The organism is Tsukamurella pseudospumae (assembly GCF_001575205.1).
Lineage (GTDB): Bacteria > Actinomycetota > Actinomycetes > Mycobacteriales > Mycobacteriaceae > Tsukamurella > Tsukamurella pseudospumae.
This window is the reverse complement of sequence record NZ_LSRE01000034.1, coordinates 140,283-155,134: the sequence shown is the minus strand read 5'-3', so window position 1 is coordinate 155,134 and position 14,852 is coordinate 140,283. Positions and strand designations below refer to the sequence as shown.

The following is a 14,852-nucleotide window of genomic DNA, read 5'->3' as shown; positions in this document are numbered from 1 at the left end:
ATCGGCCCCGGTGCGGAAGACTGGACCTCGATGGACGACGCAGAGGGACCGGCTCCGGGCCGGCAGCAGGGTCCCGAGAAGGACGCGGGGCCGGTCGATCCGGGTCCGCACACGCGTGACCTGGACCGGCCCCGGCGCGCCCCGCTGCACCTGCGCGCATGGGCCGTGGTGCGGGACATGCCCGCCGTGCTGTGGCGCACCGTCGTCAAGTCCTGGGACGATTCGATCGTCGGACACAGCGCCCAGGCCGCCTTCTGGACCACCCTCTCACTGGCGCCACTGCTGCTGGCGCTGATGGGCCTCATCGGCTATGTCGCGAACTGGTTCGGCCCGGACACCATCGGCGTGATCCACGACCGGATCATCTCCTTCGGGCTCCGGGTGTTCACCCCCAACGTGGTCGACGAGATCATCCGTCCCATGGTCGACGGTGTGCTCCAACAGGGCCGCGGCGATGTCGCGTCCGTCGGTTTCATCCTGGCCTTGTGGGCCGGGTCGTCCGCGCTGTCCTCGTACGTCGACTCGATCAACATGGCCCACGACCAGCACACGGTCCGCAATCCCGTGTTCCAGAGACTGTTCGCCCTGCTCCTCTACGTCGAGTTCCTGGTGATCGCGGTGTTCACGCTGCCGCTGGTGGCGCTGGGGCCGACCTTCATCGTCAAGTACATCCCCGCGTCGTGGCACCCGGCCGTCGGGCAGCTCATCGACTTCGGATACCTGCCCTTCGTCGTGCTGATGCTGGTCGGCGGGCTGGCCCTGCTCTACCGGCAGGCCCTGCCGCGGCCGTTGCCCTGGTACCGGCACCTGCCGGGCGCCGCCCTCGCCGCGCTGATCTTCCTCGTCGCGTCGACCGGGCTGCGGGTGTACCTGTCGTTCATCGCGTCCGGACGGGGCATCTCCTACGGAGCGCTCGCGACGCCGATCGCGTTCCTGCTGTTCACGTTCTTCCTCGGCTTCGCCGTGATGGTGGGCGCCGAGTTCAACGCCGCCCTCCAGACCCGCTGGCCCGCCCGCGAGATCCGCACCGACCAGCTGCGCGACTGGGTGGTCGAGCAGATCAAGGAGGTCGGCATCCCCGACCCCGGGAAGGCGGCGGCCGAGGGACTGCGCCGCGCCACCGACCCGATCCGTCGACGGCAGCGCCCCGAACCCGCACCCGAGCAGCCCGCACCGCCGCCTCGGCCCGCTGCGCCGAGGCCCGCACCCCGGGTCGGGCCCCGCTGACCTACTTCTTCATGCGGTCGTAGATCTTCTTGCATTCAGGGCACACGGGCGAGCCTGGCTTCGCCGACTTCGTGACCGGGAAGGTCTCGCCGCACAGGGCCACGACGTAATTGCCCATCACCGCCGACTCCGCGATCTTGTTCTTCCGCACGTAGTGGAAGAACTTGGGTGCGTCGTCGTCGTTGCCGGTGTCGGCGTCGACATCGACGTCCGGCTTCTCCAGGGTCTTCGTGCTCATGACTTTCATTCTGCCAGGCGCAGTGGGACGATCGAAGGGTGGGAAATCAGGAGGACGGCACGTACGTCATCACCGACGCGGAGGAGTCGTACGAGGATCAGTACCGGCGCCGCGTGCGGCGCTACCTCATGATCATGGCCATCCGCATCCCCGCGCTCGTCATCTCCGCCTGGATCTACTCGGCGACCGGTAACTGGGTCATCGCGCTCGCGGTGCTGGCCGGATCGATCCCGATCCCGTGGATCGCGGTGATCCGCGCGAACGATCGGCCCCGCAAGCGCAAGGGCGCACCGGACCGGTTCACCCGGCGCAAGCTGGACCGCCTCGCGCTGCAGGGACACCCGATCACGACGCTCCCCGGACACGGCGAGTAGGTGCACCTCTCCCCCGCCCTGGTACCACTGTGCCGGCGGCTCGGCCCCGTGCTGGCCGCCGCCGACTTCGCGGAATCCACTGTCGCCCATCGGCTGGGTGCGGCGTACGGCTGCCTCTCGCGGGGCGAGCCCGGCCCCGTCGAGGCCGCGGCGCCCGGCGACGCGCCGCTCGACGTCCTGATCAGGTTGTTCCTCGCCGCAGCGCCCGTGTCCCGCCCGCAGGTCGACGATGCGCTCGCGCCGGTCACCGTCGACGAGGCGGTCGCGTCCGGGTTGCTCGAGCCCGACCCGGACGATCCGACGCGGGTGCGCGCGGCGCTGAGCCTGCGGCCGCTGGACCTGCCGGACGGGCCGCAGTGGTTCGTCTCCGACCTCGACGGGCTGATGCGGCCGCACCCGCAGCACCGCGAGCACGTGCTCGGCGTGGGCCACGCCTCCCAGTCCCTGCTGCGGGCCACGCCCCGTGAGCGCACGGGCACCGTCCTCGACCTGGGGACGGGCTGCGGCGTGCACGCATGCGCCGCCGCGCGATTCGCGGGTGCCGTGACGGCCACCGATGTCAGCGAACGGGCCGCGGGTTTCGCCGCGGCGTCGGCGGCGCTGAACGGCGTCGACGTCGAGGTGCTGACCGGTGACTGGTTCGCCCCGGTCGCAGGGCGCACCTTCGACCTGCTGCTCGCGAACCCGCCCTTCGTCGTGGGTGAGGGCCGGGTCGACCACACCTACCGCGACTCGGGGCTGGACCTCGACGGCGCCTCGGAGCTGGTGGTGCGCGGCGCACCGTCGCACCTGGCCGACGGCGGGACCGCCGCGCTGCTCGCCTCCTGGGTGCACCGCGACGACGAGGCCTGGCAGGCGCGCGTGGCGTCCTGGCTCCCGCCCGAGGGCGTCGCGGCCTGGGTGCTGCAGCGCGACGTGGCGGACCCCGCGCTGTACGTCGGCACATGGCTGCGGGACGAGGGGCTCGACCCGCGCGTCGGCGAGGGCCGCGCGAAGTCCGATCGGTGGCTCGCGCACCTCTCCGACGCGGCCGTGACCGGCATCGGCTTCGGGTTCGTGTTCCTACGGTCGATCGACGGCCCGTCCGAGGTGGTCTGCGAGGAGCTCTCGCATCCGTTCGACGACCCGCTCGGCGACGAGGTGCCCGAGCACTTCGCCCGGACGACCCTGCTCCGGGACCTCGACCTGGACGCCGCGCGACCGCTGCTCGGCGACGACATCGCGCTCGAGCGGGTGTCGGTGCGCAACGGCGACGAGGGCTGGGACGAGGTGGCGGTGCGGGCGACCCGGATGTCCGGCCCGCGGTGGACCCACGAGATCGACGACGCCGGCGCCCGGCTGCTCGCGGGATGCCGCGGGGAGCTCACGACCGAGGACCTGGTGATCCTGCTCGAGGCCGCGACCGGCGCGGACGGTCTGGCGGAACCGGCCCGCCGCCTGCTCGCGGATCTCCACCGGCACGGATTCGTAACCTTCCTCTAAGCAACTTCTCAGAACACCTCTGTGTTTCCGCAGGTCAGGGGAACCGGGCTCGGGAACTCTGCGCGCCCGCCGTCCGTTGAACCTCATGTACCGGCGAACAGGAGGCAGCCACATGGCACACCGCGTCAACACCGTTAGCACCGCCCGCCCCGCGGATCGGGTGCGGCCCCCGCTGACCGAGGCCGATCTCGATGCCCAGAGCCCCGCCGCAGATCTGGTGCGGGTGTACCTGAACGGCATCGGCCGCACCGCTCTGCTGACCGCGGAGGACGAGGTCGAGCTGGCCAAGCGGATCGAGGCGGGGCTCTACGCCCAGCATCTGCTGGCCACCAAGAAGCGGATGGCCGCGTCGAAGAAGCGCGACCTGGCGTTCGTCGTCCGCGACGGGCAGTCCGCCCGCCAGCACCTGCTGGAGGCGAACCTGCGCCTGGTGGTGTCGTTGGCCAAGCGCTACACGGGTCGCGGCATGCCGCTGCTGGACCTGATCCAGGAGGGCAACCTCGGGCTCATCCGCGCGATGGAGAAGTTCGACTACGCCAAGGGCTTCAAGTTCTCGACCTACGCCACCTGGTGGATCCGCCAGGCCATCACGCGCGGCATGGCCGACCAGTCCCGCACCATCCGCCTGCCCGTCCACCTCGTGGAGCAGGTGAACAAGCTGGCCCGCATCCGGCGTGAGCTGCACCAGCAGCTGGGCCGCGAAGCCACCGACGCCGAGCTGGCCGCCGAGTCGGGCATCCCGGCCGAGAAGATCGCCGACCTGATGGACCACTCGCGGGACCCGGTGAGCCTCGACATGCCCGTCGGCTCCGACGAGGAGGCGCCGCTGGGCGACTTCATCGAGGACGCCGAGGCCGCCTCCGCCGAGTCGGCCGTCATCTCGCGGCTCATGCACAGCGACGTGCGCTCCGTGCTGGCCACGCTCGACGAGCGGGAGCAGCAGGTCATCCGCCTGCGCTACGGCCTCGACGACGGTCAGCCGCGCACCCTCGACCAGATCGGCAAGCTGTTCGGCCTCTCCCGCGAGCGGGTGCGCCAGATCGAGCGCGAGGTCATGAGCAAGCTCCGCAACGGCGAGCGGGCGGACCGCCTGCGCGCGTACGCGAGCTAGGGACCAACCCTTTCGAAGGAACCGCGTCGGCTGCTACAGCCGGCGCGGTTCCGCTTGTTGGGCGAGGACGTCGTCGGCGTGCCCGATCCGGATCACCGTGGACAGCACGGACGCCCCGTCCGTGGTCGCGAGGATCGGCTGGCAGTCGATGGACGCGATCTCCGGCACCTCGTAGGCCAGGGCGGCCAGGCGTGTGATCACATCGGTGAGGGCGGCGCGATCGACGCCCGCCTCACCCGCGAAGCCGTCGAGCAGCGGCGCCGACCGGGTAGCGGTGATCAGGTCCTGCGCCGCGGCGTCCGTCAGCGGGAGCAGACGGTACGCCCTGTCCCCCAGGAGCTCCGGGACCGCTCCGCTGAGCCCGAAGGACAGCAGCGGGCCGACCCGCGGGTCGTTCTCGTACCCGACGGCGCAGCCGATCCCCTTGTGCGCCATACGCTGCACGTGCAGCGTCGTCTCGCCGGTGGCATCCGTCAGCTCCCGGAACGCGTCGGCGACGGCCTGCGGCCCGGTGAGGTCCAATCGGACCGCGGCGAGGTCGGCCCGCAGGCGCCAGCGCTCCCCCATCGCCTTGACCGCGACCGGATAGCCGAGGCGTTCCGCCGCGGAGACCGCGTCGTCGGCGGACGACGCGACCTCGAAGGGCACCACGTCGATCCCGTAGAGCCGCAGCAGTTCCGCACTCCGTTCGAAGGTCAGCGTGACGGGCCCGCCTGCGGCGTTCCCGGCGGCGTCGGGCGCACCGTCGGTCCCCAGCGGTGGAAGCCACTCCCGCACCCTGGTACGAGCGGTCTCCACGTCGGTGCCCTCGGGACGCGCGGTGTCCGAGACGGGGCGGGCGCGCCACTGCGCGTACCGCCAGCCGTGGGCCAGGACCCGCGCCGCCCGCTCGGGCTCGGGGTACGACGGGACGGAGCCGCGCACCCGCACCCCGTGCTCGTCGGTGGCGGCGAGCAACTCCGTGACGCCGTCGAAGGCCAGGAAGGTCGAGACGATCGGCTTGATCAGCTTCCGCGACGCCTCGAGCAGCACGGCGGCGTGGGCCTCCGGCGGCGCTTCGACCGGGGGCACGAAGACGGCGATGATCGCGTCCACCGCATCGTCGGCCAGCGCCGCATCGATGGCGGCCCCGAACTCCTCCGGGGTGGCGGCGGCGCCGAGGTCGACGGGCTGCGCGACGTCGAGCCCCTCCCGGATCCCGGTGTGCGTGGCGAGGATCCCCAGCGCCGTCGAATTGCCGATGACGGCGACCCGCGGTCCCGCCGGCAGCGGCTGATAGCTGAAGAAGGTCGCGCAGTCGAACAGCTCCGGGATCGAATCGACCTGCACCACACCGGAGTTCTCGAACAGCGCCTCCGATCCGCGCCGGCGCCGGTCGACGTCGATCCCACCCCGGTGCACCGCGACGATCGGCTTCTGCCGCGCCAGGCGGCGCGCGATACGGCCGAATTTGCGCGGGTTGCCGAAGCTCTCCAGGTAGAGCAGCACGACCTCGGTGGAGTCGTCGGTGTCCCAGTACTGGAGCACGTCGTTGCCGGACACGTCGGCGCGGTTGCCGGCCGAGACGAAGGTCGTCAGGCCCACGCCGCGCTTCGCCGCGGTGTCGAGGATGGCGATCCCCAGAGCGCCGGACTGGCAGAAGAATCCGACGTTGCCACGGCCGGGTACGACGGGGGCCAGCGTCGCGTTGAGCCGCACCTCCCGGTCGGTGTTGACGACGCCGAGCGCGTTCGGTCCGATCAGCCGCATGCCGTGCGAGCGCACCGCCGAGAGCAACCGCTGCTCGGACTCCTTGCCGCGCCCGCCCGCGTCCGAGAAGCCCGACGAGACGACGAGCAGGGTCCGGACGTCCTTGGCGAGGCAGTCGTCGAGCACCTGGTCCATATTGTCGGCCGGCACCGCGACCACTGCGAGGTCGACCTGGTCGGGGATGTCGCGCACGGACTCGTAGGCCCGGATCCCGGCGACCGAGCGCCGCTCGGGGTGCACGGGATAGACGGGACCCGCGAAATCACCGGCGATGATGTTGCGCAGCACCGCGTGTCCGACCTTGCCGGGCGTCGCCGAGGCGCCGATGACGGCGATCGAGGTGGGCCGCAACGCGTTGCTCACACTGCGCGCCTCGGACGCGAGCTCGCGCGCGTTGCGCACGGCGACCAGCGCCTCCGTCGGGTCGATGCCGAACTCGACGTGCACGACGCTGCCGTCGAAACTGCGCCGCAGCTCGTATCCGGCGGCCTTGAACACGCCCACCATGTAGCGGTTCTCGGCGAGCACCTCCGCCTCGAAGCGGTGGAAGCCGTTCTCCGCGGCGGCGCCCGCGAGATGCTCGAGCAGGATCGGGCCGAGGCCCCGCCCCTGATGCTCGTCCGCGACGACGAACGCGACCTCCGCCGAGGTCGGCTTGCCCGCGTCCGCGAGGCCCTCGTAGAGCCCCACGGCGATCACCTTGCCTCCGAGGATCGCGAGCAGGCACACGCGCTGCTCGTGGTCGACGGTGGTCATCCGCGCGACATCGCGCGGCGGCATCACCGGGTAGGGACCGAAGTAGCGCAGGTACCGGGTGCGTTCGGACAGGCCGGCGTGGAACTCCACCATCGCGTCGGCGTCGTCGGGAACCACGGGCCGCAGGTGCACGACGCCTCCGTCGGAGGCGAGGACGTCGGCCACCCAGTGCACCGGGAACTCGTAGGGACCGGCGTTGGAGTGCAGGCCCGGCGCGGGGAACGGATCGGTCGCGGGGCCGGACGGGTACAGCGGGGTCTCGTCAGTCACGGGGATCCTCCGGGTCGGGTCCTGGAGTGCGAAGTGCGGCAGGGAACACGTCAGTCACGGGGGTCCTCCGGATCGAGGCCCGGAGTGCGAACTGCGGGAGGGAACAGGTCAGTCACGGGGGTCCTCCGGATCCAAACCGTGGAGGGGGAAAACAGCGGAACGGGCGCGGGCGATGAAGCGGTCGGCGGTGGCGTCCAGCGTGGGCGCCGCCGGGTCGAACGACGACGGCTCCCAGGGGGTGAAGGAGGTGTCGCCGCCCTCGCCCATCGTCTCGGGCAGCGTCCCGACCGCGCCCACCTGATCGGTCGGTAGGGCGCCCGCGAGGTCGCGCCACTCGTCGGGGATGGGCGTCTCCGGCGCGATGTCGACGCCGACGACCGCCCCGATCAGGTGCGTCCACGCGCGGGGCACCACCTGCACGAGCTGGTAGCCGCCGCCTCCGACCGCGAGCCAGCGCCCGTCGCACAGCTCGTCGGCCAGGTCACGCATCGCGAGGATCGCTGCGCGCTGGCCGTCGACGGTGAGCGAGAGATCGGTGAGCGGATCGCTCGCGTGGGAGTCGCAGCCGCACTGGCTCACGATCAGCTGCGGCCGGAACTCGCGGACCACCGAGGGGACGACCGCGTGGAAGGCCCGCAGCCACAGGCCGTCCGGGCAGAAGGCGGGCACCGGGACGTTGATCGCGGTGCCGCGCGCTTCGGGTCCGCCGAGCTCCGTGGGGTAGCCGGTGTTCGGCCACAGGTGCTGTGGGTCCTCGTGCAGGGACACCGTGAGCACGCGCGGGTCGTTCCAGAACTGCGCCTGCACCCCGTCGCCGTGGTGGGCGTCGATGTCGATGTAGGCGATCCGGTCGAAGCCGTTGTCCAGCAGCCACGAGATCGCGATGGCCGCATCGTTGTAGATGCAGAACCCGGAGGCGTGCGTGCGCATCGCGTGGTGCATGCCGCCGGCGATGTTGACGGCCCGTGTGGCGGCGCCGCCGGCGATCGCCCTGGCCCCCGTGAGGGTGGAGCCCACGAGGCTCGCCGCCGCCTCGTGCATGTGCAGGAACACGGGGTTGTCGTCGTTCCCGAGGCCGTATCCGGTGAGGTCGATCCGCGAGCGACCGGACCCCGCGACCCGGACCGCCGCCTGGTAGTCGTCGGTGTGGGCACGCCCGAGCTCGATGGCGTCGAACCCGCGCGGCGCCACCACCTCCACCCCGTCGAGCACCCCGAGCATCCGCGCGAGCTCCATCGTCAGGTGCAGCCGGACCGGATCCATCGGGTGGGAGTGGGAGAAGCGGTAGTCGAGGACCGAGGGATCCCAGACCACCTGGGAGTCGGGGAACCGTGCCATGGCTGACGACCCTAGTCGTTGCGTCCGTGGGACGCGCCGAAGTTAGGTAACCTTTAGTCAGGATGGCGGGGCGCCGCCTCGGTTAAGCTTGCGGCGACGATAAGGAGCTGGATACGTGAACGATCTGGTGGACACCACCGAGATGTACCTGCGGACCATCTACGAGCTCGAGGAGGAGGGCGTCGTTCCCCTGCGGGCGCGGATCGCGGAGCGCCTCGAGCAGAGTGGCCCCACGGTGTCGCAGACGGTGCAGCGCATGGAGCGCGACGGGCTCGTCCGGGTGGCGGGCGACCGCCATCTCGAGCTCAGCGAGAAGGGTCGTCAGCTCGCGATCGCGGTGATGCGCAAGCACCGGCTCGCCGAGCGGCTGCTGGTGGACGTGATCGGCCTGCAGTGGGAGAACGTGCACGCCGAGGCGTGCCGCTGGGAGCACGTGATGAGCGAGGACGTGGAGCGCCGCCTGCTCGAGGTGTTGGGCAACCCCACCACCTCGCCCTACGGCAACCCGATCCCGGGGCTCGGCGAGCTCGGCGTGGCGATCGGCAACGAACCCGCGCGCCCCGCCCGCCTCACCGACCTGCCGCAGGGCGGGCCCTCCGCCGTGGTGATCAAACGCCTCGCCGAACACGTGCAGGCGGACACCGATCTGATCGCGCGTTTCCGCGAGGCGGGCGTAGTGCCGGACGCACGCGTCTCGGTCACCGTGCAGCGCGGTGCGGTGGTCATCTCGGTGGCCGGGCACGAGGACTTCGAGCTGCCCGACGAGATGGCCCACGCCGTCTTCGTCGAGGCGGTCTAGGTCGCCGTGCAGCTCCTGGTGACCGGCGGCGCCGGCTACGTGGGCAGCGTGTGCACGCAGGTGCTGCTCGAGCGGGGCCACGAGGTCACGGTGATCGACGACCTCAGCACCGGCAACCGCGACGCCGTGCCTGCGGGCGCGACCTTCGTCGAAGGCGATGTGGCGCAGGCCGCGCGCCCCCTGCTCGCCGACGGCGAGTTCGACGGTGTGCTGCACTTCGCCGCCAAGTCGCTGGTGGGCGAGTCCGTGTCGCATCCGCACATGTACTGGCAGGGCAACGTGGTGACCACCCTGTCGCTGCTCGACGCGATGCTGGCCGCCGGCGTGCCCCGGTTGGTGTTCTCGTCGACCGCCGCCACCTACGGCGAGCCGGAGTCGGTGCCGATCACGGAGGACACCCGCACCGCCCCCACCAACACCTACGGTGCGACGAAGCTCGCGATCGACGCGGCGATCACGTCCTACGCCACCGCGTACGGCCTGGCGGCCGTGTCGCTGCGGTACTTCAACGTGGCCGGCAGCTACGGCGGTTTCGGCGAGAACCGCGAGGTCGAGACGCACCTGATCCCGCTGGTGCTGCAGACCGCGCTGGGCCAGCGCAAGGACATCGCGGTGTTCGGCGCGGACTACCCGACCACCGACGGCACGGCGGTCCGCGACTACGTGCACGTCAAGGACCTGGCCGAGGCGCACGTGCTGGCGCTGGACCACGCCCGCCAGGGCGAGCACGAGGTGTTCAACCTCGGCTCGGGCGAGGGCTTCTCGGTGCGCCAGGTGATCGACACGTGCCGCGAGGTCACGGGCCGGGACATCCCCGAGATCGCGGCGGACCGGCGCGCCGGTGATCCCGCGGTGCTCGTGGCGTCCTCACAGCGCGCGATCGATGCGCTGGGCTGGCGGCCCGAGCACACCGACCTGCGCGGCATCGTCGCCGATGCGTGGGCGTACACGCAGGCGCTGGGCGACCGGGCCCACGCCGCCCGCCGCGCCTGACTGGTCAACCCGCCAGCGTGAACTCCGCGTCCCGCGGAGGCAGCTCGACGCCGAGCCTGCGGGCCATCGCGACCCCCAGCTCCGCCGCCTCGGACATCTCGGACGGGTGCAGTCCGGCACCGAACGCGGTAGCCAGGAGCCGGGCGGCCCGGTAACCGCGGTCCGCGGCCAGCGCTGCGTCGAGGGCGATACCCGTGAGCGGACCGTCACCGCGGAGATAGCCCGACGCCGCGACGAGAGTGGCCGCGGCCGCACGCGGTGTGCCCCGCAGCCGCCGGGCGAGTTCCGCGAACAGGAGCCGCGCCTCGTCGGCGATCACCGTGAGCGCCAACGCCATCGCGGCATCGCGCACCTGCAGGTCGAGCAGCGCGCCGCCGAGCAGCGCGACATCGGCGTCCGTGAGCTCGGCCGATCGTTGGCCCGTCGCTGCGGCGACGATCGCCGCGAGCAGCTCCCCGGGATCATCGTCCGCCTCGAACGCCGCGGCGTCCCGGCAGCGGTCGGCGACGACGCCCGGCCCCTCCTCCGCCAGCAGATCGGTGAGCGCCGCCCGCGAGCGGTGAACCGTGCGGCCCTCGACCAGCGCGGCCAGCATCACCGGTGAGGTCTCCGGGTCCGGGACGGCGCCGCTCTCCCCGTGCCGGCACACCCAGCGCTCCCCTGCGGCCACCCGCGGCAGCAGCATCACGTCCTCGATCTCGAGGTCGGGGTCCGCGAGGCTCCGGGACCGGGCGTGCTGCTGCAGCACCTGGAGAAGCGCAGGGGTGGCCCGGACCAGCGGCCGATCGTCGACCACCACGCAGAACACGCGGTCGGCGCCCTGGATCCGGAGCAGGCGCACCGCCTCACCGAGGTGCCGGCGGCAGTCCTTGCGCAGATCGCCCGCCTTGGTGAGTCCCAGGTCGATGCGCGCCGTGGCACCGATCCGCCCCGTCACCTCGTCGTGCGCGAGCAGCACGACCGAGTGGTCCGGGTAGAACCCCAGCAGGGCGGGAACGGCGGCGAGCAGGTCGCCGACGGAGTCGATCTTCATGGCCGTGGTCGTGCGTCGATTCGTCATGCGGGGAATGCTCGCGGAGACCGGCGACGGGTTCCGGCGCCCGCGCGGCACTGCTCCCCACTGTGGTTATGAAACGTTCTGTGCGCTGCGGTTCCTCCACAGGACCGCCCGTACCGGACACCACCCGCCGGGCGGCCGACGCCCCGCATCCGCGCGGGCTACTGTGAACCGCGTGATCGGCTTACCGCGGTTCTCGGACCGCACCCGGGACTGGTTCCTCAGCGGCATGTCCGAACGGGCGGGAACGCACGTCGGCCCCCACGCGAGCGACGCGGAGCATCCGCAGCCGTGGTGGAAGGTCATGTGCTTGACCGGCGTCGACTACTTCTCGACCCTCGGCTACCAGCCGGCCATCGCGTTCATCGCGGCCGGCGTGGTCTCGCCGATCGCGACGCTCGTGCTGATCGCCCTGACCCTGTTCGGCGCGCTCCCGGTCTACAAGCGGGTGTCGCGGGAGAGTTTCAACGGTTCGGGCTCGCTGGCGATGTTCGAGCGCCTCCTGCCGTGGTGGGGCGGCAAGTTGTTCGTGCTGGTCCTCCTGGGCTTCGCGGCCACCGACTTCATCATCACCATCACGCTCTCGTCCTCGGACGCGGCCGAGCACATCGTCGAGAATCCGCTCGTCCCCTCGTTCTTCCACGGCGCGAACATCCCGATCACGCTGGGCTTGGTGTTGCTTCTGGGGCTGGTCTTCCTCAAGGGGTTCCGGGAGGCGATCGGCACCGCGGTCGTGCTGGTGACCATCTACCTGGCGCTCAACGTCGTGACGATCATCGTCGCCCTGTGGCACGTCGCCGAGCGGCCGCAGCGGATCGTCGACTGGCAGGACCTGCTGTGGGCCCAGCACTCGAACCCGCTCATGGTGATCGCCGTCGCCCTGGTGGTGTTCCCGAAGCTCGCGCTCGGCCTGTCCGGCTTCGAGACCGGCGTCGCCGTGATGCCGCAGATCAAGGGCGACCCGAACGACGCACCCGAGTACCCGGCGAAGCGGATCCGCGACACCGGCCGCCTGCTCACCACCGCGGCCGTCATCATGAGCGTGCTGCTCGCGACCTCCAGTTTCGCGACCACGATCCTCATCCCGGCGAAGGAGTTCGAGCCCGACGGCAAGGCCAACGGCCGCGCCCTCGCCTGGCTCGCGCACGAGTACCTCGGGAACGGCTTCGGCACCGTCTACGACGTCTCGACGGTGGCCATCCTGTGGTTCGCGGGCGCGTCCGCGATGGCCGGCCTGCTCAACCTGGTGCCCCGCTACCTGCCGCGCTACGGCATGGCGCCGCGGTGGGCCTCCGCCGTCCGGCCGCTGGTCGTGGTGCTCACGGTGATCGCCCTCGTCATCGTCCTGATCTTCGAAGCCGACGTGAACGCCCAGGGCGGCGCCTACGCGACCGGCGTCCTGGTGCTGATGACCTCCGCCGCGATCGCGGTGACCATCTCCGCCCGGCGCAAGCGGCAGACCGTCGCAACGTGGGCCTTCGGGCTCATCTCCGCGGTCTTCGTCTACACGACGATCGACAACATCATCGAGCGGCCCGACGGTGTGCGGATCGCGGCGCTGTTCATCCTCGCCATCGCGGTGGTCTCCATCGGCTCGCGCGTCCGCCGCTCGTTCGAGCTCCGCGCCTCGTCGATCACCTTCGACGAGAAGGCCCTGGAGTTCATCCGCGACGACGCCGCCGCCCAGCACGCCATCCGGATCGTCTCCCACGAGCCCGACGTGGACACCAAGAAGGAGTACCGCGACAAGGTGCGGGCCGAGCGCAAGTTCGGGCACATCCCGGGTCGGTCGCGGGTGATCCTGCTCGAGGTGTGGCCGCGCGACTCCTCGGACTTCGAGGAGGATCTGGAGGTCCGGGGCATCGAGAAGTTCGGGTACCGCCTGCTCAAGGTCCGTTCGGGCAGCATCGCCAACACCATCGCCGCGGTGTTGCTCTACATCCGCGACGAGACCGGCGTGGTGCCCGAGGTCTACTTCCAGTGGTCGGAGATGAATCCCGTGCTCAACATGGGCAAGTACCTCGTGGAGGGCTCGGGCGAGGTCGCCGCGGTCTGCCACGAGGTGCTCCGGCAGGCCGAGCACGACGCCAAGCGCCGCCCGACGGTGCACGTCTCCTGACCCGTGCCCGGCGCGGGTGCCGCGGGGCGCGTCAGGGCCGGTAGGCGAAGGGCAGTTGGTGGTGCGACACGGGCAGCGTCTCGACCCGCATCCACGGGTACCGCTGCCCGACGGTGCGCGCCAGGGCCGCGCCGTCGTGGTACCGACTGCGCAGCCCGACGACGACCGTGACCCCGCCCGGCAGGTCCGCGAGCACGTCCAGGTCGACGGGGCGCGGCCGCTTCGGCACGAGCAGCTGCGGGCGTGGCCCGCCGGCTGCGAGTTCGGCCAGTTCCCCGAACGCGGGGCACGGCGGCCAGTGCCCCCTCGTCTCCCATCGCCGGTACGCCCGGAGTCGTCCGCCCGACGGTGCCGCGAGCAGTGGGAGCGCTCGGAGCACCGTGGTGGGCTTGAGCGGGACGAACACGCCGGTCGGATCGAGCAGGGTGAGCCCGACGACCCGTTCCGGATGCGCCGCGGCATGGGCGACGGCGATCTGCGCGCCGTACGAGTGCGCGAGCACCCGGACTTTCCCGGCACCGACGCCGTCGAGCACCTCGTCGACCCAGCCCGGCAGGTCATCGTGTGTCCGCATGCCCGTCCGCGCACTGCCGCCGACGTCCCCGGGGAGATCCGGGGCGATGACGCGGTGCGAGCGCACGAGTCCAGCGGCCTGCGCGCACCAGGAGGCGGCGGTGTCCCCGCCACCCGGCAGACACAGCAGGGGCGAGGCGGCGTCGTCGCCCGCGATCAGGACCCGGGTCCGGGCCAGCGCACCGTCGACGACGACCCGCCGCACGGGGACTCCCCAGTCCCGGACCACCGCGTCGTACGCGCTCTCGACGTCCTCACCCATGCCATTCCTCTCGATCATCGAGATATTTGACTATCAAGCTACCTGATAGGTTCGAGCCGTGAGCGACAACGAGCACCTCGTGCACGCCCTGCGCGCCGCGGCAGTGCGCTGGGACGACGAGATCGCGGCCTTCGGCGCGCGGCACGCGCTGGGCGGCACGGACGTCCGCGCCCTCATCGCGCTGCTCGACCTCGAGCGGGCCGGCGAATCCGCCACCCCGGGCGTCCTCGCCGGCGAACTGGGCCTGAGCTCGGCGGCCTGCACGGCGCTGGTCGACCGGCTCGCCGCGGCGGGCCTCGTCGGACGCGCCCCGGACCCGGCGGACCGACGACGCGTGCGGCTCACCGTCACCGATCGGGCGCGCACGCTCGGGGAGGGCTTCTTCCGGGCCTTCCTCGGCCCGATCCGGGCCGCGGCCGCCGCCCTCTCCCCCGCGGAGGCGCAGGTGGTGGCGCGTTTCCTCGGATCGACGAATCCGCCGTGAGCAGAAACACGCGTGACCGG

General features: G+C 71.6%; 13 protein-coding genes. 8 read left to right on the top strand and 5 right to left on the bottom strand.

Annotated features, from left to right (window positions below):
* The first annotated feature begins 30 nt into the window (after positions 1-30).
* On the top strand, positions 31-1,227 hold the full coding sequence (locus AXK61_RS17160) for a YihY/virulence factor BrkB family protein (protein ID WP_068746503.1): 1,197 nt from the start codon (positions 31-33) through the stop codon (positions 1,225-1,227).
* A gap of 1 nt (position 1,228) precedes the next feature.
* Here the strand turns inward: AXK61_RS17160 and AXK61_RS17155 are convergent, their stop codons facing one another.
* Positions 1,229-1,465, bottom strand: coding sequence for a DUF3039 domain-containing protein (locus AXK61_RS17155; RefSeq protein WP_068572741.1), 237 nt, complete (start codon positions 1,463-1,465; stop codon positions 1,229-1,231).
* 38 nt (positions 1,466-1,503) lie between these two features.
* On the opposite strand from AXK61_RS17155, the gene AXK61_RS17150 reads away from it, so the two are divergent.
* The 3 genes from AXK61_RS17150 (at position 1,504) to AXK61_RS17140 (ending at position 4,432) form a co-directional block, all read left to right on the top strand.
* Complete coding sequence (locus AXK61_RS17150) at positions 1,504-1,839, top strand: DUF3099 domain-containing protein (protein ID WP_068572743.1); 336 nt, start codon at positions 1,504-1,506, stop codon at positions 1,837-1,839.
* Positions 1,840-3,321 carry a DUF7782 domain-containing protein gene (locus AXK61_RS17145; RefSeq protein WP_068746458.1) on the top strand — a complete coding sequence of 494 codons (1,482 nt, stop codon included), beginning with the start codon at positions 1,840-1,842 and terminating at the stop codon, positions 3,319-3,321.
* 112 nt (positions 3,322-3,433) lie between these two features.
* Positions 3,434-4,432 carry a sigma-70 family RNA polymerase sigma factor gene (locus AXK61_RS17140; RefSeq protein ID WP_068746457.1) on the top strand — a complete coding sequence of 333 codons (999 nt, stop codon included), beginning with the start codon at positions 3,434-3,436 and terminating at the stop codon, positions 4,430-4,432.
* Positions 4,433-4,465: 33 nt separating this feature from the next.
* Here the strand turns inward: AXK61_RS17140 and AXK61_RS17135 are convergent, their stop codons facing one another.
* Positions 4,466-7,207, bottom strand: a complete 2,742-nt coding sequence (locus AXK61_RS17135) for a bifunctional acetate--CoA ligase family protein/GNAT family N-acetyltransferase (RefSeq protein ID WP_197466851.1) — start codon at positions 7,205-7,207, stop codon at positions 4,466-4,468.
* A 108-nt stretch (positions 7,208-7,315) separates the two neighbouring features.
* Positions 7,316-8,545, bottom strand: coding sequence for an acetoin utilization protein AcuC (locus AXK61_RS17130; protein WP_068572748.1), 1,230 nt, complete (start codon positions 8,543-8,545; stop codon positions 7,316-7,318).
* Positions 8,546-8,660: 115 nt separating this feature from the next.
* Between AXK61_RS17130 and AXK61_RS17125 the strand changes: the two genes are divergently transcribed.
* Positions 8,661-9,344 (top strand): metal-dependent transcriptional regulator, encoded by a 684-nt coding sequence (locus AXK61_RS17125; protein ID WP_068572750.1) that lies wholly within the window; start codon positions 8,661-8,663, stop codon positions 9,342-9,344.
* Between the two features lie 6 nt (positions 9,345-9,350).
* Positions 9,351-10,337, top strand: a complete 987-nt coding sequence (galE, locus tag AXK61_RS17120; protein WP_068572752.1) for a UDP-glucose 4-epimerase GalE — start codon at positions 9,351-9,353, stop codon at positions 10,335-10,337.
* Positions 10,338-10,341: 4 nt separating this feature from the next.
* Here the strand turns inward: galE and AXK61_RS17115 are convergent, their stop codons facing one another.
* Positions 10,342-11,397, bottom strand: a complete 1,056-nt coding sequence (locus AXK61_RS17115; protein WP_082778075.1) for a DUF4192 domain-containing protein — start codon at positions 11,395-11,397, stop codon at positions 10,342-10,344.
* Between the two features lie 226 nt (positions 11,398-11,623).
* Here AXK61_RS17115 and AXK61_RS17110 point away from each other — a divergent pair, with 226 nt between their 5' ends.
* Positions 11,624-13,513, top strand: coding sequence for an APC family permease (locus AXK61_RS17110; RefSeq protein ID WP_231855591.1), 1,890 nt, complete (start codon positions 11,624-11,626; stop codon positions 13,511-13,513).
* A 31-nt stretch (positions 13,514-13,544) separates the two neighbouring features.
* Here AXK61_RS17110 and AXK61_RS17105 read toward each other — a convergent pair whose 3' ends face one another.
* On the bottom strand, positions 13,545-14,366 hold the full coding sequence (locus AXK61_RS17105) for an alpha/beta fold hydrolase (RefSeq protein ID WP_068746456.1): 822 nt from the start codon (positions 14,364-14,366) through the stop codon (positions 13,545-13,547).
* Between the two features lie 40 nt (positions 14,367-14,406).
* Between AXK61_RS17105 and AXK61_RS17100 the strand changes: the two genes are divergently transcribed.
* Entirely contained in the window at positions 14,407-14,832 is a 426-nt protein-coding gene (locus AXK61_RS17100) for a MarR family winged helix-turn-helix transcriptional regulator (RefSeq protein WP_068572760.1), read from the top strand.
* Positions 14,833-14,852 lie beyond the last annotated feature (20 nt).

Excerpts from the sequence above, each read along its gene's own strand:
- AXK61_RS17160 (WP_068746503.1), top strand. The coding sequence starts at position 31 with ATGGACGACGCAGAGGGACCGGCTCCGGGCCGGCAGCAGGGTCCCGAG.
- AXK61_RS17155 (WP_068572741.1), bottom strand. The coding sequence starts at position 1,465 with ATGAGCACGAAGACCCTGGAGAAGCCGGACGTCGATGTCGACGCCGAC.
- AXK61_RS17140 (WP_068746457.1), top strand. The coding sequence starts at position 3,434 with ATGGCACACCGCGTCAACACCGTTAGCACCGCCCGCCCCGCGGATCGG.
- AXK61_RS17130 (WP_068572748.1), bottom strand. The coding sequence starts at position 8,545 with ATGGCACGGTTCCCCGACTCCCAGGTGGTCTGGGATCCCTCGGTCCTC.
- AXK61_RS17115 (WP_082778075.1), bottom strand. The coding sequence starts at position 11,397 with ATGACGAATCGACGCACGACCACGGCCATGAAGATCGACTCCGTCGGC.
- AXK61_RS17110 (WP_231855591.1), top strand. The coding sequence starts at position 11,624 with ATGTCCGAACGGGCGGGAACGCACGTCGGCCCCCACGCGAGCGACGCG.
- AXK61_RS17105 (WP_068746456.1), bottom strand. The coding sequence starts at position 14,366 with ATGATCGAGAGGAATGGCATGGGTGAGGACGTCGAGAGCGCGTACGAC.